At 45.6% G+C, this 26883-nt stretch carries 24 protein-coding genes; 17 read left to right on the top strand and 7 right to left on the bottom strand.

The features are described from left to right. Positions 1-56: 56 nt before the first annotated feature. The 6 genes from A3844_RS15085 (at position 57) to A3844_RS15060 (ending at position 4259) form a co-directional block, all read left to right on the top strand. Entirely contained in the window at positions 57-854 is a 798-nt protein-coding gene (locus A3844_RS15085; RefSeq protein ID WP_074107799.1) for a hypothetical protein, read from the top strand. Positions 855-1094: 240 nt separating this feature from the next. After that, a complete protein-coding gene (pgsA, locus tag A3844_RS15080) occupies positions 1095-1682 on the top strand; it encodes a CDP-diacylglycerol--glycerol-3-phosphate 3-phosphatidyltransferase (RefSeq protein WP_074107798.1) in 588 nt (195 codons plus the stop codon). Between the two features lie 336 nt (positions 1683-2018). Continuing rightward, positions 2019-2459 carry a tyrosine-type recombinase/integrase gene (locus A3844_RS15075; RefSeq protein ID WP_244169778.1) on the top strand — a complete coding sequence of 147 codons (441 nt, stop codon included), beginning with the start codon at positions 2019-2021 and terminating at the stop codon, positions 2457-2459. 119 nt (positions 2460-2578) lie between these two features. Further along, positions 2579-2938, top strand: a complete 360-nt coding sequence (locus A3844_RS15070; RefSeq protein WP_074107797.1) for a hypothetical protein — start codon at positions 2579-2581, stop codon at positions 2936-2938. 255 nt (positions 2939-3193) lie between these two features. Then, a complete protein-coding gene (locus A3844_RS15065; RefSeq protein WP_074107796.1) occupies positions 3194-3823 on the top strand; it encodes a hypothetical protein in 630 nt (209 codons plus the stop codon). A gap of 52 nt (positions 3824-3875) precedes the next feature. Then, positions 3876-4259 (top strand): hypothetical protein, encoded by a 384-nt coding sequence (locus A3844_RS15060; protein ID WP_074107795.1) that lies wholly within the window; start codon positions 3876-3878, stop codon positions 4257-4259. 247 nt (positions 4260-4506) lie between these two features. Here A3844_RS15060 and A3844_RS15055 read toward each other — a convergent pair whose 3' ends face one another. Further along, complete coding sequence (locus A3844_RS15055) at positions 4507-6381, bottom strand: LTA synthase family protein (RefSeq protein ID WP_074087926.1); 1875 nt, start codon at positions 6379-6381, stop codon at positions 4507-4509. Positions 6382-6610: 229 nt separating this feature from the next. Between A3844_RS15055 and A3844_RS15050 the strand changes: the two genes are divergently transcribed. From A3844_RS15050 to A3844_RS15030, 5 genes are all read left to right on the top strand, one after another. Next, on the top strand, positions 6611-7300 hold the full coding sequence (locus tag A3844_RS15050; protein WP_074087928.1) for a response regulator transcription factor: 690 nt from the start codon (positions 6611-6613) through the stop codon (positions 7298-7300). Then, complete coding sequence (locus tag A3844_RS15045; protein WP_074107794.1) at positions 7297-8301, top strand: sensor histidine kinase; 1005 nt, start codon at positions 7297-7299, stop codon at positions 8299-8301. Before A3844_RS15050 ends, A3844_RS15045 begins: the two co-directional genes overlap by 4 nt. Before the next feature lie 757 nt (positions 8302-9058). Continuing rightward, the gene (locus A3844_RS15040; protein WP_074087930.1) at positions 9059-9814 is read left to right on the top strand and encodes an ABC transporter ATP-binding protein; all 756 of its coding nucleotides are present in this window, start codon (positions 9059-9061) and stop codon (positions 9812-9814) included. Then, on the top strand, positions 9811-11739 hold the full coding sequence (locus tag A3844_RS15035; protein ID WP_074107793.1) for an FtsX-like permease family protein: 1929 nt from the start codon (positions 9811-9813) through the stop codon (positions 11737-11739). The genes A3844_RS15040 and A3844_RS15035 overlap by 4 nt, the downstream gene beginning before the upstream one ends. A 31-nt stretch (positions 11740-11770) precedes the next feature. Beyond that, positions 11771-12118, top strand: coding sequence for a hypothetical protein (locus A3844_RS15030; protein ID WP_074087933.1), 348 nt, complete (start codon positions 11771-11773; stop codon positions 12116-12118). Positions 12119-12699: 581 nt separating this feature from the next. On the opposite strand, the gene A3844_RS15020 is transcribed toward A3844_RS15030, so the two are convergent. Beyond that, positions 12700-13317: a TetR/AcrR family transcriptional regulator gene (locus A3844_RS15020; protein WP_074107791.1), complete on the bottom strand. Its 618-nt coding sequence runs from the start codon at positions 13315-13317 to the stop codon at positions 12700-12702. Positions 13318-13699: 382 nt separating this feature from the next. On the opposite strand from A3844_RS15020, the gene A3844_RS15015 reads away from it, so the two are divergent. Continuing rightward, positions 13700-15406, top strand: coding sequence for a CocE/NonD family hydrolase (locus A3844_RS15015; protein WP_074107790.1), 1707 nt, complete (start codon positions 13700-13702; stop codon positions 15404-15406). Positions 15407-15500: 94 nt separating this feature from the next. Here A3844_RS15015 and A3844_RS15010 read toward each other — a convergent pair whose 3' ends face one another. Together A3844_RS15010 and A3844_RS15005 are read right to left on the bottom strand one after the other, a co-directional pair. Next, positions 15501-16334, bottom strand: a complete 834-nt coding sequence (locus A3844_RS15010; RefSeq protein WP_074100964.1) for a DUF6544 family protein — start codon at positions 16332-16334, stop codon at positions 15501-15503. 5 nt (positions 16335-16339) lie between these two features. Further along, positions 16340-16804 carry a MarR family transcriptional regulator gene (locus A3844_RS15005; RefSeq protein WP_074100963.1) on the bottom strand — a complete coding sequence of 155 codons (465 nt, stop codon included), beginning with the start codon at positions 16802-16804 and terminating at the stop codon, positions 16340-16342. A 239-nt stretch (positions 16805-17043) separates the two neighbouring features. Here A3844_RS15005 and A3844_RS15000 point away from each other — a divergent pair, with 239 nt between their 5' ends. The 3 genes from A3844_RS15000 (at position 17044) to A3844_RS14990 (ending at position 20690) form a co-directional block, all read left to right on the top strand. After that, positions 17044-18609, top strand: coding sequence for a DNA-binding protein (locus A3844_RS15000; protein ID WP_074107789.1), 1566 nt, complete (start codon positions 17044-17046; stop codon positions 18607-18609). 249 nt (positions 18610-18858) lie between these two features. Further along, positions 18859-19860 (top strand): ATP-binding cassette domain-containing protein, encoded by a 1002-nt coding sequence (locus A3844_RS14995; protein WP_074087944.1) that lies wholly within the window; start codon positions 18859-18861, stop codon positions 19858-19860. 17 nt (positions 19861-19877) lie between these two features. Next, positions 19878-20690 (top strand): ABC transporter permease, encoded by an 813-nt coding sequence (locus A3844_RS14990; RefSeq protein ID WP_074087946.1) that lies wholly within the window; start codon positions 19878-19880, stop codon positions 20688-20690. A gap of 99 nt (positions 20691-20789) precedes the next feature. Here A3844_RS14990 and A3844_RS14985 read toward each other — a convergent pair whose 3' ends face one another. After that, positions 20790-21800, bottom strand: a complete 1011-nt coding sequence (locus A3844_RS14985) for an ABC transporter substrate-binding protein (protein WP_244169777.1) — start codon at positions 21798-21800, stop codon at positions 20790-20792. An 87-nt stretch (positions 21801-21887) separates the two neighbouring features. Further along, positions 21888-23492, bottom strand: coding sequence for an AraC family transcriptional regulator (locus A3844_RS14980; protein WP_074107787.1), 1605 nt, complete (start codon positions 23490-23492; stop codon positions 21888-21890). 145 nt (positions 23493-23637) lie between these two features. On the opposite strand from A3844_RS14980, the gene A3844_RS14975 reads away from it, so the two are divergent. Continuing rightward, the gene (locus A3844_RS14975) at positions 23638-24510 is read left to right on the top strand and encodes an alpha/beta fold hydrolase (RefSeq protein WP_074107786.1); all 873 of its coding nucleotides are present in this window, start codon (positions 23638-23640) and stop codon (positions 24508-24510) included. A gap of 79 nt (positions 24511-24589) precedes the next feature. Here the strand turns inward: A3844_RS14975 and A3844_RS14970 are convergent, their stop codons facing one another. Next, a complete protein-coding gene (locus A3844_RS14970) occupies positions 24590-25408 on the bottom strand; it encodes a lipase family protein (RefSeq protein ID WP_074107785.1) in 819 nt (272 codons plus the stop codon). Positions 25409-25583: 175 nt separating this feature from the next. Between A3844_RS14970 and A3844_RS14965 the strand changes: the two genes are divergently transcribed. Beyond that, the gene (locus A3844_RS14965; protein ID WP_074107784.1) at positions 25584-26702 is read left to right on the top strand and encodes a copper amine oxidase N-terminal domain-containing protein; all 1119 of its coding nucleotides are present in this window, start codon (positions 25584-25586) and stop codon (positions 26700-26702) included. Positions 26703-26883 lie beyond the last annotated feature (181 nt).

Here is a 26883-nt window from a genome sequence, read left to right as displayed (position 1 = left end):
GGCTTGTCTTCTAGTGGTTGTAAATGGCGATTAATTTTATTTAAGGGAGTGAACACTTGAAATCACCGCAAAATGTTTTGTTTATGAGTTCATCTTATTACGAATGTCGCAGAATGTTTTTACAATACCTAGAATCCTTATCCGGTGTATATGATAATTTTTTAGAAGACCACATATTAGATTCAAATTTTTATGAAATTCGAATAGATGGAGCAATGATAGGGTATTTTGCAATTCACAAAGACGTGTTGTTAACGCAGTTTTATATTCAAAAACGCAATTGTATATATGCACAAAGTTTATTTGATAAAGTTATTAAAGAATATAGTATTGAGACTGCCTATGTTCCAACATGTGATGAGTTATTTTTATCTTTGTGCATTGAAAACCATAAAGAGATTGAAATACAGGCATTTATTTTTGAAGAAAGCGGAGTTGATGTGAGACCGCCTGAATTTTCAAAATCGAATTTTAGGCTTGTATCCGAAGATAGGTGGGCGGAAGTAAATGAAATTACAAGAGGCTTTTTTGAAGAGATTAATACCGATAAGGTTAAAAAAGACGGATTATTATTTGAGATATATGAGCTTAGTGTCAGGGATGAAGTCTTAGGTTATGGTTTGCGTGAAGAAGTAAGGGTTTTTACTGACTATAATGCCACCGGAATGTATGTCATGCCGGAACATCGTGAAAAGGGTGCTGGGAGAAGCATTATTATCTACTTAAAAAACATCTGCGCAGAAAATGGTAAGAAACCGCTGCCCGGTTGCTGGTATTATAATCATAATTCTAAATCAACTTTGGAGAGCTCGGGTTTTGTAAGCAAGACCAGGCTTTTAAAAGTAAGTTTTTAGGTACAGTAGAAAGTACCCCTTAGAAACTATCAATCCTGAGAGCGCAGAGAACCTTATCCTTAATAAAAGTTAATGTTTACTACGCTAACTGGAAACGCTAGCTCAAACACGATAAGGCAGCCGGTCAGTAAACGCGACGGCTGCCTTTATTCAACTAACGGCCAGGATTATTTGATAGCATCTACTGATATATTATGGATTATGATACAATATTTTAAAATATCATGAAGGAGGTTACACATGAATTTAGCAAATAAAATAACCATCGCACGAATATTATTAATTCCCATCTTCATTCTGCTCTTTCCCATATATCCTGAATGGTTAATCAGCAAAAACCCAATTATACACCATTTGGATATATATGGAATTTATTATGCCACAGCAATATTTATACTTGCTTCTTCCACTGATAAATTGGATGGGTATATCGCCAGGAAATATAATCAGATAACGAATCTCGGAAAGCTGTTGGATCCATTAGCAGATAAACTGCTCATCTGCGCAGCGTTGATCTTAATGGTAAGCGAACAGTTAATATATACTTGGGTAGCTTTTGCTATTATAGCAAGGGAAATCATAATTACAGGGATTAGAATTGTGGCATCATCTCAAAAAATCGCAATGCAAGCTGATCAATACGGAAAAATAAAGATGGTATTTCAAGTTATTGCAATATCAGCAGTTCTATTAAATAATCGCCCATTCAGTTACATCACAGAAATTCGTATCGATCAAGTACTTATGTACATTGCATTAATTTTGACTATTTACTTGGGCTATAACTACATAAAGAATAATTATCGAATGCTAAACTTTCAGTCTTAATCGAGCGTGTTTATGTTACGCTCCCTCGAAATGATTCAGTTTCCTCACTCAGACTCATGAATTCGCAGGATTTCATCCTGTGGTTAAAGTGAAGAATAGGATGATGAAGGAGTACATGGTAAAACAAGCTGATCGTTTGAAGCCGAGCAGCCTGGGTCACCGAATTCGGTTTGTTCGTTCTCTCTTCCGTTACGCATATGAAGAGACGTATCTGACTTCATATCCTTCTCAAAATTAAGAGAACCGAAATTAGATAAGCGTATTCCAAAGTTTTTGATTGAGGAAGACGTCATACACTTAAAGATCTCTTGTCAGTCACTCAGGGAAAGGGCGCTGTTGGAGTTTCTCTACAGCACCGGCTGCCGGGTTGGAGAGGTGGAGAAGATCAACATCGAGGATCTTAACTGGGAGAACTGCTCAGCAATCGTTAATGGCAAGGGATTGAAGCAAAGAGAAGTTTACTTTACGACAGATAAAGAAGTACTGACCAGCCGTGAGGACTCCTGCAAAGCCTTGTTTGTTACCGATACGCAACCAACAAAACGAATCATACCTACAATTAGGTGGGCCTTAAAACGGCTTGCAGATCGGGGAGAAATTGAAGCGAACGTATACCCGCATCGCTTTCGACATACTTATGCATGTCAGCTCCTTGATAACGGTGCCCCCTTAGATTTCATCCAAGGTATCCTAGGTCATGAGAAAGCATCGACCACTCAAATGTACGCACAGCTCCGCGGCGAACGTCGGAGAGAGCTTTATCAACGATTCTTTTAAGCATTCAATGGCGGCGGACCCATTTTAGATTTCCGCCGCCGTTCAACTAAAGGGCAGGGGAGTTCTAATATGTGGTAATGTTGAGTGAACATTAAAAAAATTGATTTTGGGGGCCAGCAATGAAAACTCCTGAACTGTATGAACTAGAATACCTATTCGAATGTGAAGCAGAGCTAAGCGATGACGATGTTCCATGGCAATATACATCAATTTCATTCCAAATAGTTAGAAATCATATAAAGGCTGTATTCGAGTTTGAAGAAGCAAGCCGGAGTGGTCAGTTAAGAATTTATCTTAACACTGAAGAAATAAACAATTACTGCTTAGAAAATATCAGCACTATTCAAATAAAGCGTGAAGATAACTATGAATGTCTTATCCTAGAGTTTGATGAAGAAAACTTTGTGCTGCCACTGGCTTTACAGACCAAACTATCAATTAAAACCTCTTGGGGAGCATCGTTAGGATTAAAGAGGTAAATCGTTATATCGATACGTTAACGGAGAATACTAGTTCAGCCTACCCGTGATAGTTAAACCTTCTGATGTCAGGCAAAAGGAATAAAGGGCGAACTAGGAGTGGTATTCGTAGATCTCGGAACTAGGTAAACTCTACAGGATCATTTTTTTTAATGGTTACAGACCGAGAAAATAAGGTATAGCCTGGCAATGCTTCATTAGGCTAACTGGCAGGCTTGTGTGGTTAAATTGCTGAGCTAGAGGAGGCGTGTCCTCATGCCCGAATACTCTCATATCCAAACGTATCTCAAATGCAACCGACATAACTTTAAGGAGCTTATCAATCATTTTGCAAAAGTACTAAGCTCCTTGTACCTCGACTCAAGGTACTTCACATCGGAATTGGAGTGGGAAGTCTCGGATAATGGGTTTATGTATGTTGGCGGCGGTGCTGAATCACAAATATTCGTTCACAATGATTTTGAACTTCATATCCGTCCTTATGTGATGGGATTGACGCCAGAAGTAATAAAGGAACTTGAGGAGTCTTGGCTGGAAGTTAGCTTGCTATTTTGGACAGAGGAAATCGAACTAGATTGGAAGACAGGGCAGTTAAAAGATGAGTTTAGGACCTTACTATGGGCAATGTTGACAAGATTTTCGGAGGAGTTTAAAGAAAGTGGCGTGTATTTCACAAACGAAGTGACGGACGGAACACCATGGGAAGCTTTAGTATGCTATACAAAAGAGGACTTATGGACTTTTGATGCAGCCATTATACCTGATCATCTGATTGATATGTACAACGATGGTCCAGAGGAAATGTTCGTGCACAAGAATAAACGTACTATGCTCGTTGCCCGGAAGTCTGTTTGGTGTGAAAAACCATGGCTTAGTAATGATTGAACTTACGGGAGAACGATAGCTTAAAGGCAGACACATAGATAGGAGACTGGCTATGAACTTTTCGGATCGTTATGTATGGATAGAAGCTGAAATATGGCCCGTAGGCTCATGGGATTGTAAGGATGACAACTCCGATGTTATTGTTGTTTTTCCAGATCGCTCCAAATGGATTGCCAGTTTTTTCACTTACCAAAATATCGAGACGTTGAGGCAAAAGAACATACAAACCGGTGAATGCATGAGCGGCACATATTATTGGTCCAGCGACATGGTATTGATTGATATTATAAGCAGGGAAAGAATTGAACAACTAATTGATCATCTGATCAAACACGGCAATCTCCAATCAGTCTTTAATCGATACCCTGATGTAGATACAGAAGACGACGCGAACTATCCTGTTGGATTTTTTAAAACCGAAGAATCGTTCAACTAACGGGAAACGGGAGCTCAATAAAATACCAACAGTCTAGGACTTTATTTTTCTCGTCCTTGGCTGTCGCTGTTTTATTTCCTAGGCTCAGTCTAAAACTTATTTTCGGGAGTTTGACGGTATGACAATTCGAATAGACGCGTGGAGTAAAGTCATCCAATCTAATACTTTATTTTCTGCATACACCCAGAAATGTGATGGATTGCACAAAAATGAACCCCGCCTCGAGTTCACGAAGCGGGGTTCGCTTTTAATGATCCTCATCCACAACTTCCCGATCAGGCAATTGTGTGACATAGCTGTCTGACAGGTGCAGCAGCTCCAGTGCACGATTGAATTCATCTTCTGTAGCTTTTTGCGGTTGATTGCCATTACCGGATAAGGTATAGTGCTGTCCGTCCTCAAACCCGCTGCCGGATAAGAAGAGCTCTTCATTATTAACAAATGACCCTGTAGGTAAATAATAACGCTGCGGAAGCAGATTATAGGTGGATTGATTCAAAATATCCTGTCCGAAATGGATATGGTTGCTAAGGGATACCCCTAATAAATTGGATACCGTCGGCAAAATATCCACCTGCCCGCCTAATTGTTCCTTCACGCTGGGTGTAGTCAATCCCTTGGATGCGATAATGAGCGGAATATTAATCAGATCGCGTTCTGTATACTCATGATGCAGGATTTCCGCGAGCAAGGCTTTATCCGCTTCCTTCAGTGAGAAAATAGGGAGTCCCCGATGATCGCCGTACAACACGATTAAGCTGTTATCCCAAACTCCATTTGCTTGGAGCTCATCAATAAACTGGCCAAGCGCGTAGTCCGCATAATTCTGGGCACGGATATAGTCTCCAACTAATGTTCCTTCGAATCGTTCCGGTAGGGTCATCTTGTATTTGCTCTCCGGAATGGAAAAAGGATTATGAGAAGACATGGAGATCACTTGTGAATAGAAAGGCTGGCTGCGTTGATCCATTCTCGCCAGTTCATCGGATGTCTTCTTGTACAGAACTTCATCAGAAGCCCCGTAGAAGACAGTGTCATCTTCCCCGAAGAACGCTTTGTCATAGTAGCGGTCAAATCCTACTGCTTTGTAGAGCTCCCCGCGGTTCCAAAAGTCAACTGCATTGGTATGAAAAGTCGCCGTATCGTAACCTTGCGCCTGCAGCAGCTTAGGCAAGCTTGGAAGCTCCTTAGGAGCATAAATGTCGGTAGCCGGTCCATCCGGTGGAACATAAAAGGAAGTGTTCACAATAAATTCGGCATCGGATGTATTTCCTTGTCCGACTTGCTGGTAAAAGCGGGGGAAGTAAAAGTTCCCGGCAGCCAGCTTATTCATATTTGGTGTAATTTCTTGTCCATCTATGGACAAATTAATCAGGAAATTCTGAAAGGACTCCATTTGAAGGATGATCAGGTTCTTTCCTTTGGCGGCACCGAACATGACCGGATGGGCTGGTGCTTGAATGCCCTTTGTTTCATCAATGGCGGATTGTGTGATTTTGGACAGCTCAATCTGTTCTTCCTTATGCTCGGCAAGCAGAGCGTAGGCTTCATAATTGAGAATGCCCATTTGTTCGGCCTGGACGTTTTCATTCATGCTGGCCTGGTTCGGGAAAATATTCATCATGCAGATCGCGAAGGAAATACAGAACAAGGCGGCGACCGCTTTGCGGTTGCTCTGGCGCGACATGGCTGTCTTCCAGGCTACTGCTTTTTTCCGGCTGAACATAACCAGGCTAATGATAATGATATCCAGGAAAATCAGCATGTACTGCGGGTGGATGACCGAAAAAATACTTTTCTTAACGGCTCCAACCTGTTTGGCCTGACCGAATACCTGAGAGGTGGCAATAATCCCGAAATGATTATGATAGATAATCAGAGAGAAGAACAATACCGTAATCAACAAATTCACAAGCATGTAGATGGCGATCTTCCGTTTGGTGGCGAACCATTCAATTAAGCAGAAGATCAGCAGCACAAAAGGAAGTTCTTTAAACAAGGTGGTCCAGGTTGGCCCGTCTTCGAATAAGTAATACCAGGCAAAATAGCTTTTAGCAAGCATGATCAGAGAGAAGAAAATGATAGATCTTTTGCTGAGAGTACGAGTTTCCTTCAACCGCATTTCGTATGCGCATCCTTTTCTATATAATTAGTTCATTCTATTACATGGAAGCGTTCAAAATCAACTAGAGGGATAACCTGATTTTACATAATATGTGACTATTATTCGATAAAAACAAGGGCTGAAGTATGCTGTAGAATGGAGAACGTAACCCAATTCACAGGTTCTATGTTAAAATAACCCTGGATTCTATCACTGAGCTGCACAGATTTGAAACGAGGTGTCTCTATTGTTCAAAATTATGCTTATTGAAGACGATATCACCCTATTCGGTGAGATCAAGGAGCGGTTATCTCAGTGGTCTTATGAGGTGTACGGCATTTCCGATTTCGGAAAAGTCGTTCAGGAGTTTACACTGGTCCAGCCGGAACTAGTCATTATTGATATCCAGCTGCCGCAGTTTGACGGGTTTCATTGGTGCCGGATATTAAGGGCCCATTCCAATGTGCCGATTATTTTTCTGTCCTCCCGTGACCACCCGAGTGATATGGTCATGTCCATGCAGTTCGGAGCAGATGACTTTATACAGAAGCCGTTCCATTTCGATGTGCTTATCGCCAAAATCCAGGCCACCCTTCGTCGGGTATATAACTATAACACCGAACGAATCGAGCTGAAGACGTGGCGTGGAGCAACGATTGAATACGTGAAGAATACTGTAACAAGAGGCCAAGACTCCGCACTGCTGACGAAGAATGAAATGCTAATCCTCAAAATCCTGATAGAGTGCAAAGACCGGATTGTAGAGCGAGAGGAGCTCATAAAAAACCTGTGGGACAACGAGCATTTTGTGAGTGACAATACGTTGACTGTGAATGTGAACCGGTTGCGTAAGAAGCTGGAGCCTCTGGGTCTGGACGCTTATATTGAAACCAAGGTGGGGCAAGGCTATATGGCGACCGAAGAGGCGGCACTATGATCAAGAAATACATAAAGGAGAAACTCAGCTGGCTCCTTCTGCTTGGCGGGCTGCAGATCATTTTTTTGTTCGTGGCTTATGTAGATTCTTCCATTCCCTTCATGCCCGTGCTGTACATTGTCGGACTGAATGTTATGGTATGTACTGCTTTTGTGTTTCTCAGATATCATAAGGAAACCCGCTTCTATCACCGGATCGGGGCTTGGGATGAGGTCTATGATCTGAGTACCTTCAAGGGAGCGGACAGTCCGTTCGAGAGGATGGTCGAGGAAGCGGTGACTGCCCAAACCGAACGCTATAGGCTGGAATCTTCAGCGAATTTCCATCTGCTGGAGCAGGAGAAAGACGATCTGCTGTCTTGGATTCATGAGGTCAAAACCCCGCTTACAGCCATGCAGCTCATGATTGAACGGCTGCCGGACGAAACACTAAAGCGGCAAATAATGTACGAATGGCTGAGAATCCATCATTTGCTTGACCAGCAGCTTCATCAGAAACGGATTCCGTTCATGCATAATGATCTGTATATCGAGAAGACCCGGCTTGAACCGATCCTCAATCAAGAGATCCGGGCGCTAAAATCATGGTGTATTCCCAAAGGAGTTGGGTTTGACGTTGAACTTACTGTAGAAGAAGTGCTCACTGACGGCAAATGGCTTGGCTTTATGCTTAGACAACTGCTGACAAATGCTGTGAAATACAGCGAGTACTCCGATATCCTCATTCAGAGCAAGGACACCGGGGAGCATGTCGTGTTGACCATCCAGGATCACGGAAGAGGGATTAACCCCAAAGACTTGCCGCGCATTTATGATAAAGGCTTCACTTCCACGACCGGCCGCCAGGAAGGTGCCGCCACAGGCATGGGCCTCTATTTGACGAAACAAGCGGCGGAGCCGCTGCTGATCGATATTCAGGCAGCATCCCAACCCGGGGAAGGCACTACCTTTACATTGACCTTTCCGCGCAAAAATGATTTTCTGAGAATTTCGGGCATGTGACAACAATGTCACATGCCTCTTTGTTTTGTTCGGTGAAACGCAGGAAAACAGAAAGCAACCCGCTTATGATAGAACTATAGAGATCAGACTTAGTGCAACATCAGATGATCAAGGGGTGTCGGGTTTTGATCTTATCTTTTTAGAGATCAGACATAGTGCAACATCAGATGATCAAGGGGTCTTGGGTCTTGGGTTTTGATCTTATCTTTTTAGAGATCTGACATAGTACAACATCAGAAGATCATGGGGTGTCGGGTTTTGATCTTATCTTTTTAGAGATCAGACATAGTGCAACATCAGATGATCAAGGAGGTTTTGGGTTTTGATCTTATCTTTTTAGAGATCAGACATAGTGCAACATCAGATGATCAAGGGATCTTGGGTTTTGATCTTATCTTTTTAGAGATCAGACATAGTGCAACATCAGAAGATCAAGGGGTCTTGTACTTCGTCTTTTGATGTTAATCTTTTGATCTTAATCTTTTGATCTTAATCTTTTGATCTTAATCTTTTGATCTTAATCTTTTGATCTTAATCTTTACCCCGTATCCAGGTGCCGCTGCAGTTAAGCGTGTCCCGCAGGGACGGAAAGCGTTCCTACTCCCAACATCTCCAAGTCCAGCCAGTCTGAACGCCCACGTTAATTGCACTTAACCGGGTGTCCAGAGGGCAGAGCCCTTGGGGCCCTCCCTTGGCTAAGGGAGGGTTTGGGAGGGATCGAAACGATTCAAAACTATCTAAGGAGTGTATACAGAACATGATGATTCTAGAAGCCAACAAAATTTATAAGACGTATGGCAACAAATTCAACAAACAGGAAGTGCTGAAGGGAATTGACCTTCAAGTCAGCAAAGGCGAATTCGTCGGCATCATGGGGGCTTCCGGTTCAGGCAAAACGACGCTGCTGAATGTGCTTTCCTCCATTGACCGGGTAAGTCAGGGAACGATAGAAATAGAAGGCAAAGAGTTTACGGGCATGAAGGAGAAGCAGCTGGCCGAATTCCGTAAACAGCATCTGGGATTTATTTTTCAGGAATATAACCTGTTGGATACCCTAACCGTCAAAGAAAACGTGCTGCTTCCGCTCTCCATCACCGGCATTTCGAAGAGAGAAGCCCACCAGAAGTTTGAACAGGTAGCCGGTGAACTGGGGATCTTCGAAATGAAAGACAAATACCCGGCAGAGATTTCCGGCGGACAGAAGCAGCGGACATCAGCGGCACGGGCGTTTATACATGATCCGAGCATTATATTTGCCGATGAGCCAACAGGTGCGCTTGATTCCAAATCAGCTTCCGACCTGCTGAACAAGCTTGCCGACATGAATACGAAGCGCCAGGCGACGATCATAATGGTCACGCATGATGCTGTTGCTGCCAGCTACTGCAGCCGGGTGGTGTTTATCCGCGATGGGCAAATTTACACTCAACTGAACAAAGGCGATGAATCCCGGCAGTCCTTTTTTAATGATATTATCAAGACCACGAGTGTTTTGGGCGGTGTCCAGCAATGAGCCTGAATTATATCATCCTGCGCAATCTGCGAAAAAACATCAAAAACTATTACCTGTACGTCTTTGCGCTGATCTTCGGTGTGGCGCTGTATTTCTCCTTCGTCACGCTGCAATATGACCCTTCTATGGGGGAACTTAAAGGAACGGTTAAAGGAGGAGCAGCCATTGGTGCATCCTCGGTGCTGCTAGTCGCGATTGTTGCGATTTTTCTGCTGTATGCCAATACGATCTTCATCAAGCGGCGCAGCCGTGAGATTGGGCTGTTTCAATTGATTGGATTAACGAAAGGAAGAATCTTCAAACTACTGAGCGCGGAGAACCTGATCCTCTATTTCGGTTCCATGATAATCGGGATTGGAGTCGGGTTCGCGATGTCACGGCTGATTCTGATGATCTTGTTCAAAATCCTGGCGATTGACGCCGTGGCCAAGCTTCGCTTCTCTCCTGAGGCGCTGCAGCAGACCATTATCGTCTTTGCCGCAGTTTACCTGCTCATCATGCTCATGAACTACACGTTCATCAAAAGGCAGAGCATTCTCTCCCTGTTCAAGGCTACTTCCACCACACAGGAGCGCATTAAAAAAATGCCGCTGTGGGAGATTGTCTTTGGCCTGCTTGGCCTCGCCTTTATCGCGTCAGGGTATTATTTGTCCACTCTGCTCTTCAGCGGGAAAATAAACAGCATGAACGGACTGATGACCTCGATGATTCTCATCCTGGGTCTGGTTATTGTCGGCACGTATCTGTTCTATAAAGGCTCAGTCAGCTTCGTATTCAACGCAATCCGTAAGAGTAAAAAAGGCTACCTCTCCATCAATGAAGTACTTTCGCTCTCGTCTATTATGTTCCGTATGAAGTCGAATGCGCTGCTGCTGACGATCATTACAACGGTATCCGCGCTGGCTATCGGTCTGCTGTCGCTCAGCTATATCTCTTATTATTCGGCGGAAGCGAACGCTAAGGATAGCTCACCTAACGATTTTGGGTTCACCCGGGTGGAGGCCAAGGAGAAGTTTGTACAGGCACTGGATGCGGCGCAAATCAAATACAAAGAAATTCATATGCAGCCCGTGGAGATGGAAGTCGATGCTGCGAAAATTATGGAGAAGGATTCCAAAGACACGGTTCTTTCTACTTCCGTAGTCAGCGACAGCACTGTAGAAGGGGTAGATGTAAAGCCTGGCGAAGCCCGAATTATGGGGTACAACAGTGCTATGGATACGCTTTTTAAATTGAATGAAACCGGCGAGATTGGCCTTAAGACTTTGAAAGGGACGATTGAGCAGAAGCTTATAGGCATATCCAAGGAATCTATTGTGCCCTATTATTACGGTGGAGGCGCTGGCATATTTGTTGTCGATGAGACGGTCTACCAGGAGCTGGTTAAGAGCCTGAATCCCAAGCTGCAAAAAGCAAAAGAAAAAGCGGATTACTACGGGATTGAGCTTGCTAACCGCTCGCAAATAGAAAAGGCAAATCAAATTTTTACGAATCAGTCACCCGAGTATCCAAGCTTTTCGCAGTATGATTTTGAAGTCAAACAGCGCAACAATATGGGCGTTATTATGTTTATTGTCGGCTTCTTGGGCTTAACTTTCCTGGTTACTTCAGGCTGCATTCTGTACTTCAAGCAAATGGATGAAGGCGAGGAAGAAAAAGGAGGCTACACCATTCTGCGGAAACTGGGCTTTACCCAAGGCGACCTCCTGCGGGGCATCCAGTTCAAGCAGTTGTTCAACTTCGGGATTCCGCTGGTCGTTGGCCTGAGCCATAGTTACTTTGCCGTCAAATCCGGCTGGTTCTTCTTCGGCACAGAAATGCTCACACCGACGATCCTGGTCATGCTGCTATACACGGCGCTGTATTCAATTTTCGGCTTCCTGTCAGTGCTGTATTATAAAAGAGTGATCCGCGAGTCGTTGTGACCAAATAAGCAGAAAGTAAAGGAGGGTGCAAGTGGCTTGTGTTGCTGAGTTCGGTATTATAGATCAATTCGAGACGGATAAAGATTACTCCAAATATGAACCTGAAACCTATCATTGCATCGCGATTGCTGATGATTTCCTGAATGATTGGTGGGACGATTTGTCATTGATCAAAACCTACTTCCACAGCTATAACAGACCCAATTTGGCCCTTGCCAGATGGGGAGTTACGCTTATACCGCCTGAATCCTTAGAAGCTTTTTACAGCATTGTGTTAAAAGATAAACAATCCAAGTCATCATCAGAATTGATAGATTTGATGGTTTTGCTAAGAAGGGCAATTAACGAGAAGAAGTACGTTATACATTATGGGGTTTGAGTGTTTTTGAAATATGAAATGCCGCAATTGCTATTTGAAAATTTGGGTCATACCGAAAGACAAAAAGCAGGCCAGGACTGAATTTTCAGTCTGGCCTGTTTTTGTGCTGCTCCACTTTGTATTACTTGCTCAGGATACTTACTTCCAGGACATCGTATTTGTTGCCATACACCTTCTCAATATGCTGCACGCCCCACTTGCACAACGAATCCAGAAATAAACTTGAGTGACCAGCCATACTCCGTTAATCTTGGTTGTACACTTTACGTTCCTCATCCCGCCTTGCTTAAGATCACGCAGCTGTCGTGTGAACATCTTTTGCATGATGTTCGGCATTAGTCTGCAGAAAGAGAGTATTTAGTTACACAAGTAAAACCAAGCCGGGGCGGAGAGTGATCCGCTTAAGCTTGGTTTTTTGTTACGATTTTACTTGATATCTATAGTAAGACCATGTAAAAACCGGATGAATATAATATGCTTCTGACTTCAAACTTGCCGTACTTAGTCGGATCTTATGGGACTTGATTGCCTTTTGTTGACCCATTCAAGCCTCCATTCGGTATAACTGGCTTCCGGAATAGTTAAGAGGGGAAAACCTGTGTCATCTGACTGTACATATCCATCCCTTCCCTTGTCAAATGAGGAAGAATAAGGCTCCACAGGATGGACAAGATACTTTTCTGCTTTGGTAGAAATTCTTGGAGGAGAATTATTTCCTGTGTGCCATACATATTGATCGATAATAAAGAAATCGATAAATCTTCATATTGCCCAGCATATAATTCTTCTTTCATAATTCCATTGTTAACAAATATAGTAAACGTGTTGATGAAAAGTGTATAGAAATCATTAACGACCTCAATTTGCATTTTGGCTATCTCAGGATACAGCTTAGGCAATTCTGTAAAACTTGAGAAATAAAAGAAATATTTTTTACGGAATGCATTAAGGATTAAAAACTGCTGATTCAGTCCTTCAATGGAAACGTCTGCTGAGAAATTTAAGTTTTTGTATTCTTCATACTGCATTGCCATAACACCAATCATAAGATCATGCTTTTTTTTGAAATAGTATGTCAAATTACCAGGACTTATATTTAACGCATCAGAAATGTCCCTCAATGTTACATATGCATATCCTTTTTTGTTAAATAACTCAATTGAAGTCTCAAGGATCTTATCTCTTAAATTATTATCCATACCTATCTCCTTTATAGCGTTTGGCGAAATGCACTTTAAATCAAGAGCATTATATCATAAATGGGTCCTAAAAGCGGAAATAAGTAGCTAGATTAAGGATACGGAAGGATTCAAGAGATAATTACAGAGTACTCTCAGCCAAGAATGCTTTTCTCAAAAAAGATCAGAGTTGAATAAGTTCACTCGTAGGAATACACTTACTTTAGTACACGTGTACTAATATTTCTAAATAATAAATGATAGAAGGAGTGAATCCATTTGCAAGAAGATAAGAGCCTAGAATTATCTAGGGAAAGTTCACAATGCGCTTGAACAGGATACTGAAGCACACTGCTTATTGATTGACTGACTTCAAAAAAAACTATCCAATGGAGGCAAAGCTATGAATCCACTATCGATTGACATTAACGAAAGAAGTAATCACTTTTATGAGCTTACCTGGAAGGAAGTGCAGATTCCGATGACGGACGGGAATTACCTCGCCGCTAATCTTTACCAGCCTGATGCTGACGGGGTTTTTCCAGTCATCATGACGATGTGCCCGTATGGAAAGGATGTGCATTTCTCACAATTTGCTCCGGTTAACCCGACTATTGCAATAGAATATACTCATTCGCAGGATAAAGGGCCCTTACTTAGCTGGGAGACACCAAATCCTGAATTTTGGGTGCCGCAAGGGTATGCTGTGTTGCGGGTAGATGAACGTGGTATCGGTAATTCTCCAGGAAAGCTTGATATATTATCAGTTGGTTTGAAAAAGGATTATTATGATGCAATTGAATGGGCCGGAACGCAAGCCTGGAGCAACGGACGAATCGGACTGCTGGGTATCTCCTATTTAGCCATGAGTCAATGGGCTGTGGCATCTGAACAACCTCCACATCTAGCCTGTATTATACCTTGGGAGGGCACAGTAGATTATTATTCGGAATTCTGCTATCCGGGTGGAATCCAGGCGAACGGTTTTCTTTCATTCTGGTGGAAAAACGGAGTTTTGACACATCAATACAATCCCGATGGAAACCTTTCCGAGGAACAACTGCAAGCAAATCGCGTGGACTTCCTGGAGATGGTGAAAAATAATCCACTACGTGATCCATCGTGGACAAATCGGTTCGCTGACCTGAGCAAAGTAAAGGTACCTTTATTATCCGCTAGCAACTGGTTTAGCGCCGGAATGCATACCCGGGGGAACTTTCTGGGATTTCAGAATGCAGCATCGGAGCACAAGTGGCTTGAAGTGCATATTGGCAGCCATGTTGGTGAATTCTACACCGCCCAAGGTCGTGAGTTGCAAAAAAAATTCCTTGATTATTGGCTCAAGGGAATTGATACCGGTATAACGAGAGAGCCACAAGTTAAGCTTGCCATTCCCCGCGGAGGCAATAGCTACACATGGCGTTACGAGAATGAGTATCCGCTTAAGCGCACCCAATGGACTCGATTTTACCTTGATGCAAGTGCGAAGCTGCTTTCGGTGGAGCCTGTGCAAGCAAAGAGTCAACTTTGCTATGAAGGGGATAAGGATCGCGAATCCAAGCACTGGGCAAATCCCTTTATGGTGAAAGCATTTTCGAGAGAGGAAAACAGCGCTAAGCGAGTTCTATTTGAAACCGCTCCATTTGACATCGAAACAGAGATCCTCGGGCCTATCAAGCTCCGTTTGTGGGCATCTTCAACTACAGATGATATGGACATTTTCGTATCATTGCGGAATATTGACCCACAAGGAAATGAGGTGGTTAACTCAGGAGCACAGACAGAGAAATTCCCCATTAGTCAGGGCTGGCTGCGCGCTTCATTACGTAAAACAGATGATGAATTATCGACAGAGTATAAGCCTTATTACACCTTCGATGAGGTTCAGAAGCTTGTTCCGGGAAGAATTTATCCCTTGGAAATTGAGATATGGGATAGCGCAATGGTTGTAGCTAAAGGAAATCGGTTGCTCCTTGAAATTGGTAGCCAGAATCAGAGCGGCTGCGCGCTGCTGACTCAGACGGCCGATGACAGGATTTGGGAAGCAGACGTTACTCTATATACAGGGGATGAATTTGATTCTTATTTATTGCTGCCGATCATACCTTAACTGAATTCAACGTTGGTTTTGAAATATCAACAGTGGAAGCAACTGCAAAAATGGGTTGTCATTTTAGCTTGATTCGATGTGGCAGAGTGGACGTTCAACGATACTCCACCCGAAGATTCCTGCTGTCAAAATAGACCAGATCTCCACTGTCATAATGCCACACAGCCTGCAGGTGTGTAGGTTGTCTAATACCGTCAATCCACTTGTAATCCTTCATTAGGGCGGACCAGCGTACACGCTGCTTGGAGCCGTCCATTCCAATGGCGGTGCGGTCGTCCGTTGTAAAGGATTGGCATTCTCCCTGGTCGTTAAAGCTGAATATTCCGCTTGCTGTAATCCCATAGCACGAAATAGTCGCCTGCACATGATGATCGTCAATAGGAACCCAAGTAATGTAGTCCTGTATTATGGCATTTGGCACCCAGAGAGATTCCGACAAAAAGGTAACCAGACTCGCCTGATCCATCTCCTCGCCTAGCTGGTTAAAGAGTGTGAATGTCTTGCCCAGGACGCCCTTCATACTGCCGATACCCGCTACATAGGAATCAAGGCCCTGAAAAGGGATGCCGTATATAGCCGTCTCAATCAGAGCGATTCTGGCGGGAGGCTGAACGAAGTTGTACTGTGTATATTTTATGGAAATAGCAGGTTTTCTGGGGGACAGGATGAAGTCTACTTGGTTAAATTCGGCTTTCATCGAGGACATTTTCGGCTTGCCGGTAAATCCGCTGGTCTCAAAATACTTCCGGACAGGGGAAGGCAGCAGCTTCCAGTCTTCGCTTGTGAACGTTTCGTTCGGGATGGAAGGTTTGGAGAGGTACTTGTCTGCAATCCTCCGGAATTCTGCTTTGGTTTTGGAATAGGGAATCTTGAAAAAAACAATCAGGGCAGCTGCAGTGCCAGCTAGAATAACCAATAAAAGGGCCATATGTTCTACACCTCTCTGTCTTCGGATAAGTCTGCTTCCATTTGGGCAATGTTCTCAGTGAGCCGGATCAAGCCGTAGAATAAGCCTTCGGTTAGCCTGTGATCGAATGACTGGAATAGTGAATCCATGAAACGTGCTTCCCGCTCGCTTCTTTCGGCAAAATAGGTTCCACATTTCCCGGTCAACTGCAGCCGGAGGATACGGGCATCTTTGTTATCTTTTGTAAGCGTAACGAACCCCTGCTTCTCAAGCAGAAGGGCCATCTTCTTAACATTTTGCCGCGAGCTGCCGATCATCTCGGCAACATCACTTAAGGTAGGGGAGGATGAACCGCTCTTCAGAATGACTGCAATCAGCAGCCACTGCTTCATGGTCATTTGATCGTCCAATTTATCCCCCAGTACCTGAAGGCGGTTGGCAAGTGTCAGCACAGCACCCAAAATGTAAGCCTGTTCATCCTTATCATCCAACTTACTCAGCTCCTCCAATTAAATAAGTAATCTATTACATATATATTATACGCAACAGGTTACCTATTTGTCGATAGCGGATGTTGGCTCAGTCATCCCGCCGGTTTGTCATCCTTTGAATAAAATTGTTTTAAAAATGTAAAAAATAGCAAATAGTTCTTCTATTCCAAATTTTACTATGCTATTCTATGGGCAGCCGAAATGGCCTCAATCCTATGAAGAGAATGGAGGAATGAAGAATGTTTCCAAGCTTCCCGCGTCTGCGTACAACCTGGACAAGTCTGGCGGTTGCCGCAATGCTGGCATCTGCCGTAATTATCCCTGCACCCCTGGTTCAAGCCGAAGGAGCATCAGATCCGGCTCCCAGCATTACCCCCGCCACCGCGAACGGCAAGAAGGTATTGTTCGATAACACGCATGCCCAGACTGCCGGTGCGGCCGATTGGGTGATTGATGGCGGCTTTTCGGATTTTGCGAACGGGCTGGCAGCCGAAGGTTACTACATTAAAGAGCTTCGCAAGACTACTGCGATCACCTTATCCGATCTGTCTGGCTACGATGTATTCATCATTCCGGAAGCCAATATCCCGTATAAGACGTCGGAGCAGAGTGCACTGCTTGACTATGTTCAAGGCGGGGGAAGCATTTTCTTCATCAGCGACCATTACAACGCAGACCGGAACAAAAACCGCTTCGATGCCTCCGAGGTCTTCAACGGCTACCGGCGGGGAGCTTGGGGAAGTCCTGCTCTGGGTATGGGGGCGGAGGAAGCTGCTTCACCGGCGATGTCTGGAGTATCGAGCTCGGATTGGCTGGCTTCGAACTTCGGTGTGAGATTCCGTTATAACGCGCTAGGCGATGTGACGGCAAACCATATCGTGACTCCTTCGCAAGCCTTCAATATTACAAGCGGGGTATCCAGCGTGGCTGTTCACGCCGGTTCCACACTTGCCATCACCGACCCGGCAAAGGCAAAGGGAATTGTCTATGTTCCGACAACGGCTACCGCTTGGTCCAGCGCAGTGGATGCCGGTGTGTATAACGGCGGCGGTGTCGCGGAAGGGCCGTTTGTCGCGGTAGCCAAGGTTAACGCAGGTAAAGCAGGCTTTATAGGCGACTCCTCTCCAGTAGAGGATGCAACGCCTAAATACAAAAAAGAGGAGACGGGCGGCACCAAAACAACCTATGACGGGTATGAGGAGGCGGATGACGCCACACTTTTGGTCAATATGGTGAACTGGCTCGCTACGCCGGAGAGCTATACAACATTCTCCTCGGTACCGGGCCTAACCCTGGATACGGCCACTCCGGTATACAGCTGGGAAGCGCCTGCCAGTTCCACGGAGCCGCAGGCTGAACCTTGGGCAGCGCCGGCTGCCGGCTACAAATGGTATGATTCTTCCACTTTCAAGACCGGTTCTTACGGTGCCGGCTCCACTTCTCCAACAACACCTGTATATGCATTCGAACATCAGACGACGCTTCCTAATCATTATGAGTTTGAGGTGAAAGTGACACTCTCCGGTCTGACACCGGGCTCGACGACCTCCGGATATAGCCTTGGGGTCTATACCAGTTCAGGTACGCAAGTCGCAAAGGTGAAGAACAGTGACGGTTCGTGGCCGTCATCGTATGGCTATAGCTCAACCTTTTCGCTAACGGCCAATTCAAGCGGTATTGCCACCAGAAGTTTAACCCTAACCATTAATCCAGCTACCACCGGTGCAGCCAATATGCGCTTGAGATTAAGCGGTACTGCAAAATTTACTGAACCGGTCACTATAGCAAATGTACCTGTCGAGTAATAGAAGCCGTATGAATAGATATAAGGCTTGGGTTTAAGGCGAAATGCCTTTTCCCAGGCCTTTTTTTGTCATGAAATGGTTGCTTTCTACATCCAGAGACTGAGGGATAAATGCGTTTGGAGACCGTTAAGCTGCTTACCCGTTGGCGTTATAATGAAGCGGCACAGAAGAAATACATAACATGTTTATATTCAGTTTAAATAAGCGATTTATGATCCAACTATATTAGTTGTCAAGGAGGAGTAACAAATGAGTCAACTTAGGGCAGCAACCTCGAAGAAAGAATGGGCCATCGAGGCAGAGGGGCTTGTCAAAATTTTCGGGGACAATCGCGCGGTAGATGGTGTGGATCTTAAAGTGGCTACAGGTTCAATATATGGCGTACTGGGTCCGAATGGGGCAGGTAAGACTACAGTAATCCGGATGCTTGCGACGCTGCTAAGGCCGGATGCCGGCTCCGCCAGGGTTTTCGGGCATGATGTGGTGAAGGAGCCGCAGATTGTGCGTCAGCTGATTGGTGTGACCGGACAATATGCTTCAGTAGATGAGTCGCTCAGTGCCACTGAGAATCTGGTGATTTTCTCCCGGTTGCTCGGCCTGGGACGTGCCGAAGCACGGCGCAAGTCCGAGGAACTGCTTGAGGAATTTGGATTAACAGAGGCTGCCAGACGTCCGCTTAAAAACTTCTCGGGCGGAATGCGCCGCCGGCTGGATTTGGCCGCAAGTTTGATTGCGCAGCCGCCGCTCATTTTCCTGGACGAACCGACGACCGGTCTGGACCCGCGTACACGGAATCAGATGTGGGACACCATCCGGCGGTTGATTCAGTCCGGTTCAACAGTTCTGTTAACCACACAATATCTTGAAGAGGCGGATCAGCTGGCTGACCGGATCGCTGTAATCGACCATGGCGGGGTAGTCGCTGAGGGCACAGTAGATGAGCTGAAATCATCTGTGGGTACTTCGTCCCTGCAGTTAAAAGTTCAGAATCCGCTTGACATCGGCTTTGCCCGTCAGACCGTTGAACGGGTGCTAAATGTAAAAACCATTATATCTGCGGAATCTGCGAACATTACTGCACCTATGGGGGATGCGGACCGGGTCACTGATCTGCTGATTGCCCTCCGTGAGGCGGGGATTTCTTTGGCTGAGCTGAGTGTGCAGAAGCCAACGCTCGATGAGGTTTTTCTAAGTATTACAGGGCATGGGGCAGAAGATAAATCCACGTTGGCGTCCGCCAAGTCAAACTAAATGGAGGGGTAAACAGTATGAGTACATTCATTAAGCCAGGTGCTGAACGCCAGCTCAAAAACCACACGAGCTTCGGCCAATCGGTGCGGAATTCATTAACGATGGCCTATCGGGGGCTGCTCAAAATCAAACGCACCCCTGAACAATTGTTCGATGTTACGCTTCAGCCGATTATTTTCACCCTGATGTTTACGTATATCTTTGGGGGAGCGATCTCCGGGGATATTCACAATTATTTGCCGGTGATCATCCCCGGAATTCTCGTGCAGACCGTAATCACAACTTCGATTGTGACAGGCGTACAGCTGCGTGAGGATATGGAAAAGGGCGTCTTTGACCGCTTCAAGTCTCTGCCGATCTCACGGATAGCCCCGCTTGCCGGAGCCTTGCTTGCAGACACAGTCCGCTATACGATAGCGACTGTGCTTACGTTTGCGATGGGATATGTGATGGGACTACGTCCTGAAGGCGGATTCGGGCATGTCGTCATGGCCGGTGTGCTAGTCATTATCTGCTCCTGGGCCATCAGCTGGATCTTTGCTTTCTTCGGTGTTATTGCACGTACAGCCTCCAGTGTACAGGGGATATCCATGATCGTGCTGTTCCCGCTGACCTTCCTGTCGAATGCTTTTGTGCCGGTGGATACGATGCCGGACTGGCTTCAATGGTTCGTCAAAATGAACCCGATATCGCATCTGGTTACAGCCGTCCGTAATCTGGTTAACTTAGGAACCATAGGCTCGGATCTGGTCTACTCCCTCGTCGGAGCTGCTGTCATTGTGGCGGTCTTTGCGCCCATCACCGTGCGGGCATATATGCGGCGTACCTAATCAATATATCTTCCGGTATAACTTTACGGTAAATAACGCAAAAGAGCCATTTCCTAAGATAGGAATCTGGCTCTTTTGGTGTTTATGGATTGACTTGCATTATTTTTGTCCGGCGGTGAGCCAAGCCGCAAGCTCTTCCGTTTGGGAAAGAACGGCAATGGGATCATAGTACCAGGATTTCCCTTCCTTCCAGACATAAATATGATCATTTTTGACCGCAGGTAGGCTGCCCCAGATCGGATCATCCTTGTAGTCCTGCACGGTTTGTTCGTTGTCGGTTACGATGAGGTAATCCCCGGCATATTTGTTCAGCATCTCAGCAGAAATTTCAGCCCACTGCTTCTCCATGATTTCCTTAGCAACTCCAGCAGGAGGCTTGCGGCCCAGCGCCTGATAGACAGGCTGTCCACCGCGTCCAAAGTTGTCTCCATAAGCCCAAGTGGCTTTGTCGCCATGCTCGAGGATGCTGAAGGTAGCATCAGCAGGGATGACTGCGTCCACCTTGGCTTTGGCTTCAGCAATACGCTTGTCGTATTGAGCCAGCCAGTCCTTGGCTTCTTGCTCTTTACCCAGCAGCTTTCCGAAATAAGTTAACTCTTCATGAGTATTTTTTAGATCCCCATAAGGCACGATGATGGTTGGAGCGATTTGGCTTAAGGCCTCGTAGCTGTCGGCCATACCGGAAATAATCAGATCGGGTTCAAGTTCGAGGATCTTTTCGGGTGACATTTTCCCGTAGGTTCCGGTATCAGCTATGCCGGCAAGGGCTTCTTTGAAGTACATATTCTCCAGTGTCAGACCGGGAGCGCCGACAGGAATAGTATCCAGGGCAATCAGGCTGCCCAGGTATTCCTCGGCAACGATGCGTTTCGGTTTAACCGGGATTTTAATCTCCCCGTTTATGGTTGTAACCGTTTTGAATGCAGCGGGTTCCACCGTCTGCTCCGGTTGCTGTGAAGCAGGGAGGGCTTCGGTGGCGTTTCCTGTATTTGCGGCACTTCCCTTGGAAGTATTGTTTCCGCAAGCTGAAGCTAATAAGGTTATTGCCAGCAGCAGGGAAAAGATGAGCCAATGTCTTTGTTTCGCGCTGCGTTGTTGCAGATGATTCAACTTGTGTGCCTCCTTATGTACAATGATTATCATTCTCATTTATACTTTACAGACTTCACCCAGTGAAGACTATGGTCTGATGTGATCTCACACTATGTAAATTTGTGATGTGATTGTCTGCATGATCATTTTCAATTGCGCCAGCGAGGATAAGGGATCGAAGCCATAGAATAAATCCGGCTGGTGTAGTTGATAGACATGGCCATTGTGAACTGCGTCAAGTTCCTTCCAGCTTGAGGAGTGCAGCAGCGCTGAGAACTGCTCCAGTCCTTCATGCGTTGTGGGTATACTGGTAATGAAAATATGTTCAGCAGGATAAGCAGCGATAGTCTGGGTGGGTGCTTTCAAATAACCGCTGCGTTGCAGGCCTTGCTCCAGCAGGGCAGCAGGCGGGCGGAAACCCAGATCACCATATAGGATCTGACATCCATGCCCAAAGCTGCTGCTGTAGGAATAAGCGGTATCTTCGCCAATTTCCCAGACTATGGCTGTCCCGCGCGTTCCGATCAGCCGGTCCAATTCCAGATTGGCCTCATGACACAGCTCACCATAGCGGCTCAGCCAAGCCTCAGCCTGCGGCACTCGGTTTGCAATGGCGGCGATCTGCCGGAATTGCTCCCGCCAGCCCATATGCATAAAAGGCAGCTCAATTACCGGTGCTACCGGCAGCAGCAGCTTGCTCTCAGCGGTAAGGCTATAGCTGATGATAACATCAGGCCGTGCTGCGGCTACTGATTGGTAGAGTGAAGCGGTGCTTGTCTCTTCAAACCGCAATTTATCCTGGGAAGGGGCAAGCTCAAGACGCTCCATCCAGCTTGAATACACACCCAGTTCAGGCATGACTTCTAGCGCTCTTAGGCTGGCGGTGTGATTGAAATTCAGAGTAACAATTCTTTTGTTCTTGCGGTGGTAGGCTGCCGGAGATACGCCGACCACCTGCTTGAATTTTCTGCTTAAATAGGTTCCTTCGCCATAGCCAACCTCCTGCGCCAGTGCGGTTAAATTCGGTCTGTCTGTCAGTATACGCTGCTGTGCCCTTCGGATCCGAAGTAAGGTAAGATATTCGTTAAAGGTTTGACCCGTGGCCTTGCGGAAGGTACGTGAGAAATGTTCCGGGCTGACCCCGGCCAGTTCTGCCATCTGTACTCTTGTCAAATCTTCGTTATAATGCGTTTCTATATGTTGCAGTACTTGATCAAGCCATTGCACGGATGTTTGGGCACACTCCACTTTTGTGCGGTATAGCTCTACCAGAAGCTCCGAGAACAGCTTCTGCAGGGCGAACGGATTATCCTGTGCCGGCGCCTCCCAGATTTTTAGCAGTTCTGAAGCTAGTGTACAAGCTTTTGAGCTGCCTGCATTCAAAGGTATGCCGTTGTTCAAGGGATTGGCCCCGGCTTGCTGCGGAGGCAAGGTGGAGTATTCAATCCATAACCCATGAAGCTGGTATTGTGGATGTAAGGAAACGCTTAGCGTTCTGGAGCAGCACAGCAAGGTTCCGCAAGTAAGGTTATGCTGTTTCCCTTCAAGCTCAATGGTGCCGTTCCCGCCGGTTACAATCATCAAAATAGAATGCTGTTGCCCGGTATCGGGTTCTCCACTGATCGATAAACCGTTAAGATTTGCCATCCGCGTGGGGATACAGAAGCTATGGGGATGAGCGATGGAGCTGTCACAACGCTGAGTGAGCATATGTACTTTCACTACCTTCGTATTTGATAATCGTTCTCAATTGCAGTATAACAGCTTTTATACTTAACTCAACTTTCACACTGAATCTGACAGAATCCATAGGGTATAATGAAGTGAATGATTTTACATATTGGAGGCAAAGAACATGCTAGAGGAACTAATAGACTTAGGGCACGTAGGCATTAATGTGAAATACGCAATAGAACATAAGGAAGTCGTTCTCTTTCTCCACTTTAGCGGCGGGAATTTGAACATGTGGGATGGCATCATCCCGCAGTTTGAGCAGGAATATAGTATCATTGCTCCGGACTGCCGGGGGCATGGCAAATCAGATCAACCTGAAACAGGCTATCATATTGATGATATGGCGAACGATATGTATATCCTGCTGCAGCATCTTAATGTGGAGCGTTGTCATGTAGTCGGCAGCTCCATGGGGGCAGAGGTAGGACTTAGTCTGGCTGCATCACATCCCGAACTTGTTCAATCGCTTATCTGTGAAGGTGCCTTGTATAATGAGTTCGGTGAGTATGGTTTATTTCAGGGGTCAGAAGAAGAAATCGAGCAGAAGAAGGAAGCCCTGCGGGTTCAATTGGCAGAGCGGAGGGAACGTGAATTTCCCACTAAAGAAGCCTATGAGGAAGAAGAACAGATGGAATTCGAGGCGCACGGATTGTGGAACGAATACTTCTCTGCCTTTATCAAAAATAATCTGCAGCAGCTGCCAAACGGTCATTTTGCCTGTTGTTTTTTAAATCGGGTTAGAACCGAATATATTCAAAAATACTGGGATGTGAAATTTGAACACTATTACAACAAGGTGAAATGTCCGGTTCTTTTCCTGCCGAGCGAAGAAGAGTGGGCAGATGAGAAGATAAGAGGCAGTCTGCATACCTTTTCCAGTCTGCTTGATACCTATGAAATCGAACGTATTGAGAACTCCCTCCATGCTTATGTGTGGATGCAGCTTCCGGCAGCAGCAGGTGACGCGGCAAAGAGATTCATCAGCAAGCACTAATGAAAATTCCCATTACATAGGTAAGAATGATCCATGACATTAGCCCGTAGGCTAGTGTCTTTTGCTTATCCAAGGCCTGCTAAGCTCGAGTCGCTTGGGGGAGTTCTTCCACAACCGGACAAAAACCGGGGGTTGAAGCGCATAGCTGCTTCGTGAATTCCGGACGGAGCTTGGAAAGTTCCCTGAAATAACTGCTGAGTGCGTGATTGAGGCTGACGGAGCCATTTTGAAAAGAAAGGGGATAAAAGGTCTGGACATGGCTGTAATAATACCGTTTGTCCCGGCCAGGCATTATGAAGATCGAGGGCGGAACATAAACGGCAGCATCAAAAAGGTTGCCAATACGGTAGCTATTCGGAACATATCGCGAACAAGCCTTTGCGAAGGCCGGATCACCGGCACGGGGAGAACCATAGGTATATAGGTGTGGAGTATTGAATGCAGTATGAACAGCAACATCGGGAGCGCATAGTGTCGCGAGTGCCCCACCGAGGCTGTGACCTGTTATATATAGCCTTTTGCCGGGGGACAACCGGGAGAGTGCAGAGAGAATACCGCTTCGTGCAGAGGAATAAATGTTGGTAAAGCCGCGGTGGGTAAGGCAGTTTTCCTTGATGTATTTGTACTTTTTTTGCGTGGCATTGGCATTAGAAATCCAGTTGGCCGTTGAACTGCTCCCGCGGAAGGCAATTATGATCTCTTGCGGCGATTCCATAATGAATCCAAACGGTTCCCATACACGGCCTAACGATTTCGCTTGAATGATATGGGTGACTGAATATCCTGTTGGAACGGTGAATGCACCATCCGTATGATTAAACTGGACATAGGTCTGTCCACAGACCGCCGCCAGAAAGATGGCCCGTTCATCAAAAGCCTGATTGTTGTTCACCTGCATCCCGCCTTCCTTATAATCTTTGTATGACTGGAGCCTAAGATAGGTGCATGCCGCTGGAAAAAAAGTTAAGGATACGATTGGATCAAGCTCCTTATGTGGGAAAACCTGGTGAAACCTATCTGAACCGTTTGCGTCTATACATAACAGGTATGAATAAGAGAGGATGGAAAGATGTATGGTTAGAAAATGGCTGGTTGCCCCTTTGCTCGCGGCCTCTTTGCTAATGGCTCCAATTACTGATGCTGCTTCTTCGGCATATTTCAAGTACTCAATGGAGGGCGGAGGTCAGAGCACCAATTCGGCGCTGATTAAGAATGGAATTACCTATGTGCCCGCTTATCTGTTGGAGTCGGCAGGTCTTCAGGCCACTTGGGATCAGGCTCATCAAAAGGTGCAATTTATAGGATGGAAGAAAAAGGTTGGTATTCGAGTAGGGAGCTCAAAGGGCGTTCTTGACGGAGTAATCGTTGATCTTGGAGGAACTCCTTTTATCTATGAGGAGCAGTTGTATGTTCCCGCCCGTTTCGTAGTAGGTTCACTGGGAGGAACCACGGTGGGCTGGGATGCCGCGCATAGAGTCTATACTGCTCAAGGGCTTAAGTCCTTTAACTCCGCAAGTGCTGTCTACGGTGGTGACGATTATACAATTGATAAAAAAACCGGTAACCTCTATGTAACTGCTCCTTCGGGTGAGCCCAGATTGCTGGCAAAACTCGGTTCGGAGCTGTATGATATGGTTCAATTTGATTTTAAAAAGACTCCAAAGGGCTTGATTTACCTGACCATCACGGATATTTACGGGGAACCCCATATCAACAATACATGGTATACGCTGATTCTCAAGGATGGAATGGTTATCCGTCAGGATAGTGTGAAGTACTGGATGCGCTATGGGGATAATGTGAAAATGTACGGCAATCACTTGGTGCTTACGGACGGGAAAACGCTGCGGCTGATTGAAGATGGTACAGGGAAGGTAACCTCATCCATAGACATGGCGAAGCTTGGGGGTGTAGCTGAGAACTATTTGGTGGAAGGAATGGATGATGATTATCTTCTGATTCGTCCGAATCAGAAGGGGCTGCTTATGCTGATCGAACGCAAGACGGGTAGACAGACGTTATTGTACCAAAAGCTGCTCGACACCAAGCAGCAGGAATATGCGGAAACCAACGATATTCCGTTCTATGGAGACAATCTGAAATTCATCAAGCGTGATGGGGATGCGCTGCTGTTCTCTAATGAGTATGTACGGGATGGCAAGATATATAAATATTTGCTGACGGGAAAATAAAGCTGTATCCAACCCATGAACCTAAAAAGCGCTCAAAAGCAGTTATTCCTATGCTTTGAGCGCTTATATGTTATTGCGGGATTAGCCGGGTAAGCCTCCGTAAATCTCTAACTAACCCGGGGTCCGAATAGAGGGTTCATCTTGTACGAGTATATCGTTCTTTTTAAATTAGGGTACACGG

It is taken from the genome of Paenibacillus helianthi, from assembly GCF_001909055.1.
GTDB lineage: Bacteria > Bacillota > Bacilli > Paenibacillales > Paenibacillaceae > Paenibacillus_AQ > Paenibacillus_AQ helianthi.
Note: the sequence above shows the minus strand (reverse complement) of the source record. Positions and strands in the feature narration are given on the sequence as shown.

What these genes read in the sequence shown, in the direction of transcription:
- A3844_RS15015 (WP_074107790.1), top strand. Translation starts at nt 13,700, where the DNA reads ATGAATCCACTATCGATTGACATTAACGAAAGAAGTAATCACTTTTAT.
- A3844_RS15055 (WP_074087926.1), bottom strand. Translation starts at nt 6,381, where the DNA reads ATGCGGTTGAAGGAAACTCGTACTCTCAGCAAAAGATCTATCATTTTC.
- A3844_RS15070 (WP_074107797.1), top strand. Translation starts at nt 2,579, where the DNA reads ATGAAAACTCCTGAACTGTATGAACTAGAATACCTATTCGAATGTGAA.
- A3844_RS15065 (WP_074107796.1), top strand. Translation starts at nt 3,194, where the DNA reads ATGCCCGAATACTCTCATATCCAAACGTATCTCAAATGCAACCGACAT.
- A3844_RS14970 (WP_074107785.1), bottom strand. Translation starts at nt 25,408, where the DNA reads ATGCAGGTGAACAACAATCAGGCTTTTGATGAACGGGCCATCTTTCTG.
- A3844_RS15010 (WP_074100964.1), bottom strand. Translation starts at nt 16,334, where the DNA reads ATGGCCCTTTTATTGGTTATTCTAGCTGGCACTGCAGCTGCCCTGATT.
- A3844_RS15020 (WP_074107791.1), bottom strand. Translation starts at nt 13,317, where the DNA reads ATGGATAATAATTTAAGAGATAAGATCCTTGAGACTTCAATTGAGTTA.
- A3844_RS15000 (WP_074107789.1), top strand. Translation starts at nt 17,044, where the DNA reads ATGTTTCCAAGCTTCCCGCGTCTGCGTACAACCTGGACAAGTCTGGCG.
- A3844_RS14965 (WP_074107784.1), top strand. Translation starts at nt 25,584, where the DNA reads ATGGTTAGAAAATGGCTGGTTGCCCCTTTGCTCGCGGCCTCTTTGCTA.
- pgsA (WP_074107798.1), top strand. Translation starts at nt 1,095, where the DNA reads ATGAATTTAGCAAATAAAATAACCATCGCACGAATATTATTAATTCCC.
- A3844_RS14995 (WP_074087944.1), top strand. Translation starts at nt 18,859, where the DNA reads ATGAGTCAACTTAGGGCAGCAACCTCGAAGAAAGAATGGGCCATCGAG.
- A3844_RS15060 (WP_074107795.1), top strand. Translation starts at nt 3,876, where the DNA reads ATGAACTTTTCGGATCGTTATGTATGGATAGAAGCTGAAATATGGCCC.
- A3844_RS15035 (WP_074107793.1), top strand. Translation starts at nt 9,811, where the DNA reads ATGAGCCTGAATTATATCATCCTGCGCAATCTGCGAAAAAACATCAAA.
- A3844_RS14990 (WP_074087946.1), top strand. Translation starts at nt 19,878, where the DNA reads ATGAGTACATTCATTAAGCCAGGTGCTGAACGCCAGCTCAAAAACCAC.
- A3844_RS15045 (WP_074107794.1), top strand. Translation starts at nt 7,297, where the DNA reads ATGATCAAGAAATACATAAAGGAGAAACTCAGCTGGCTCCTTCTGCTT.
- A3844_RS15040 (WP_074087930.1), top strand. Translation starts at nt 9,059, where the DNA reads ATGATGATTCTAGAAGCCAACAAAATTTATAAGACGTATGGCAACAAA.
- A3844_RS14975 (WP_074107786.1), top strand. Translation starts at nt 23,638, where the DNA reads ATGCTAGAGGAACTAATAGACTTAGGGCACGTAGGCATTAATGTGAAA.
- A3844_RS14980 (WP_074107787.1), bottom strand. Translation starts at nt 23,492, where the DNA reads ATGCTCACTCAGCGTTGTGACAGCTCCATCGCTCATCCCCATAGCTTC.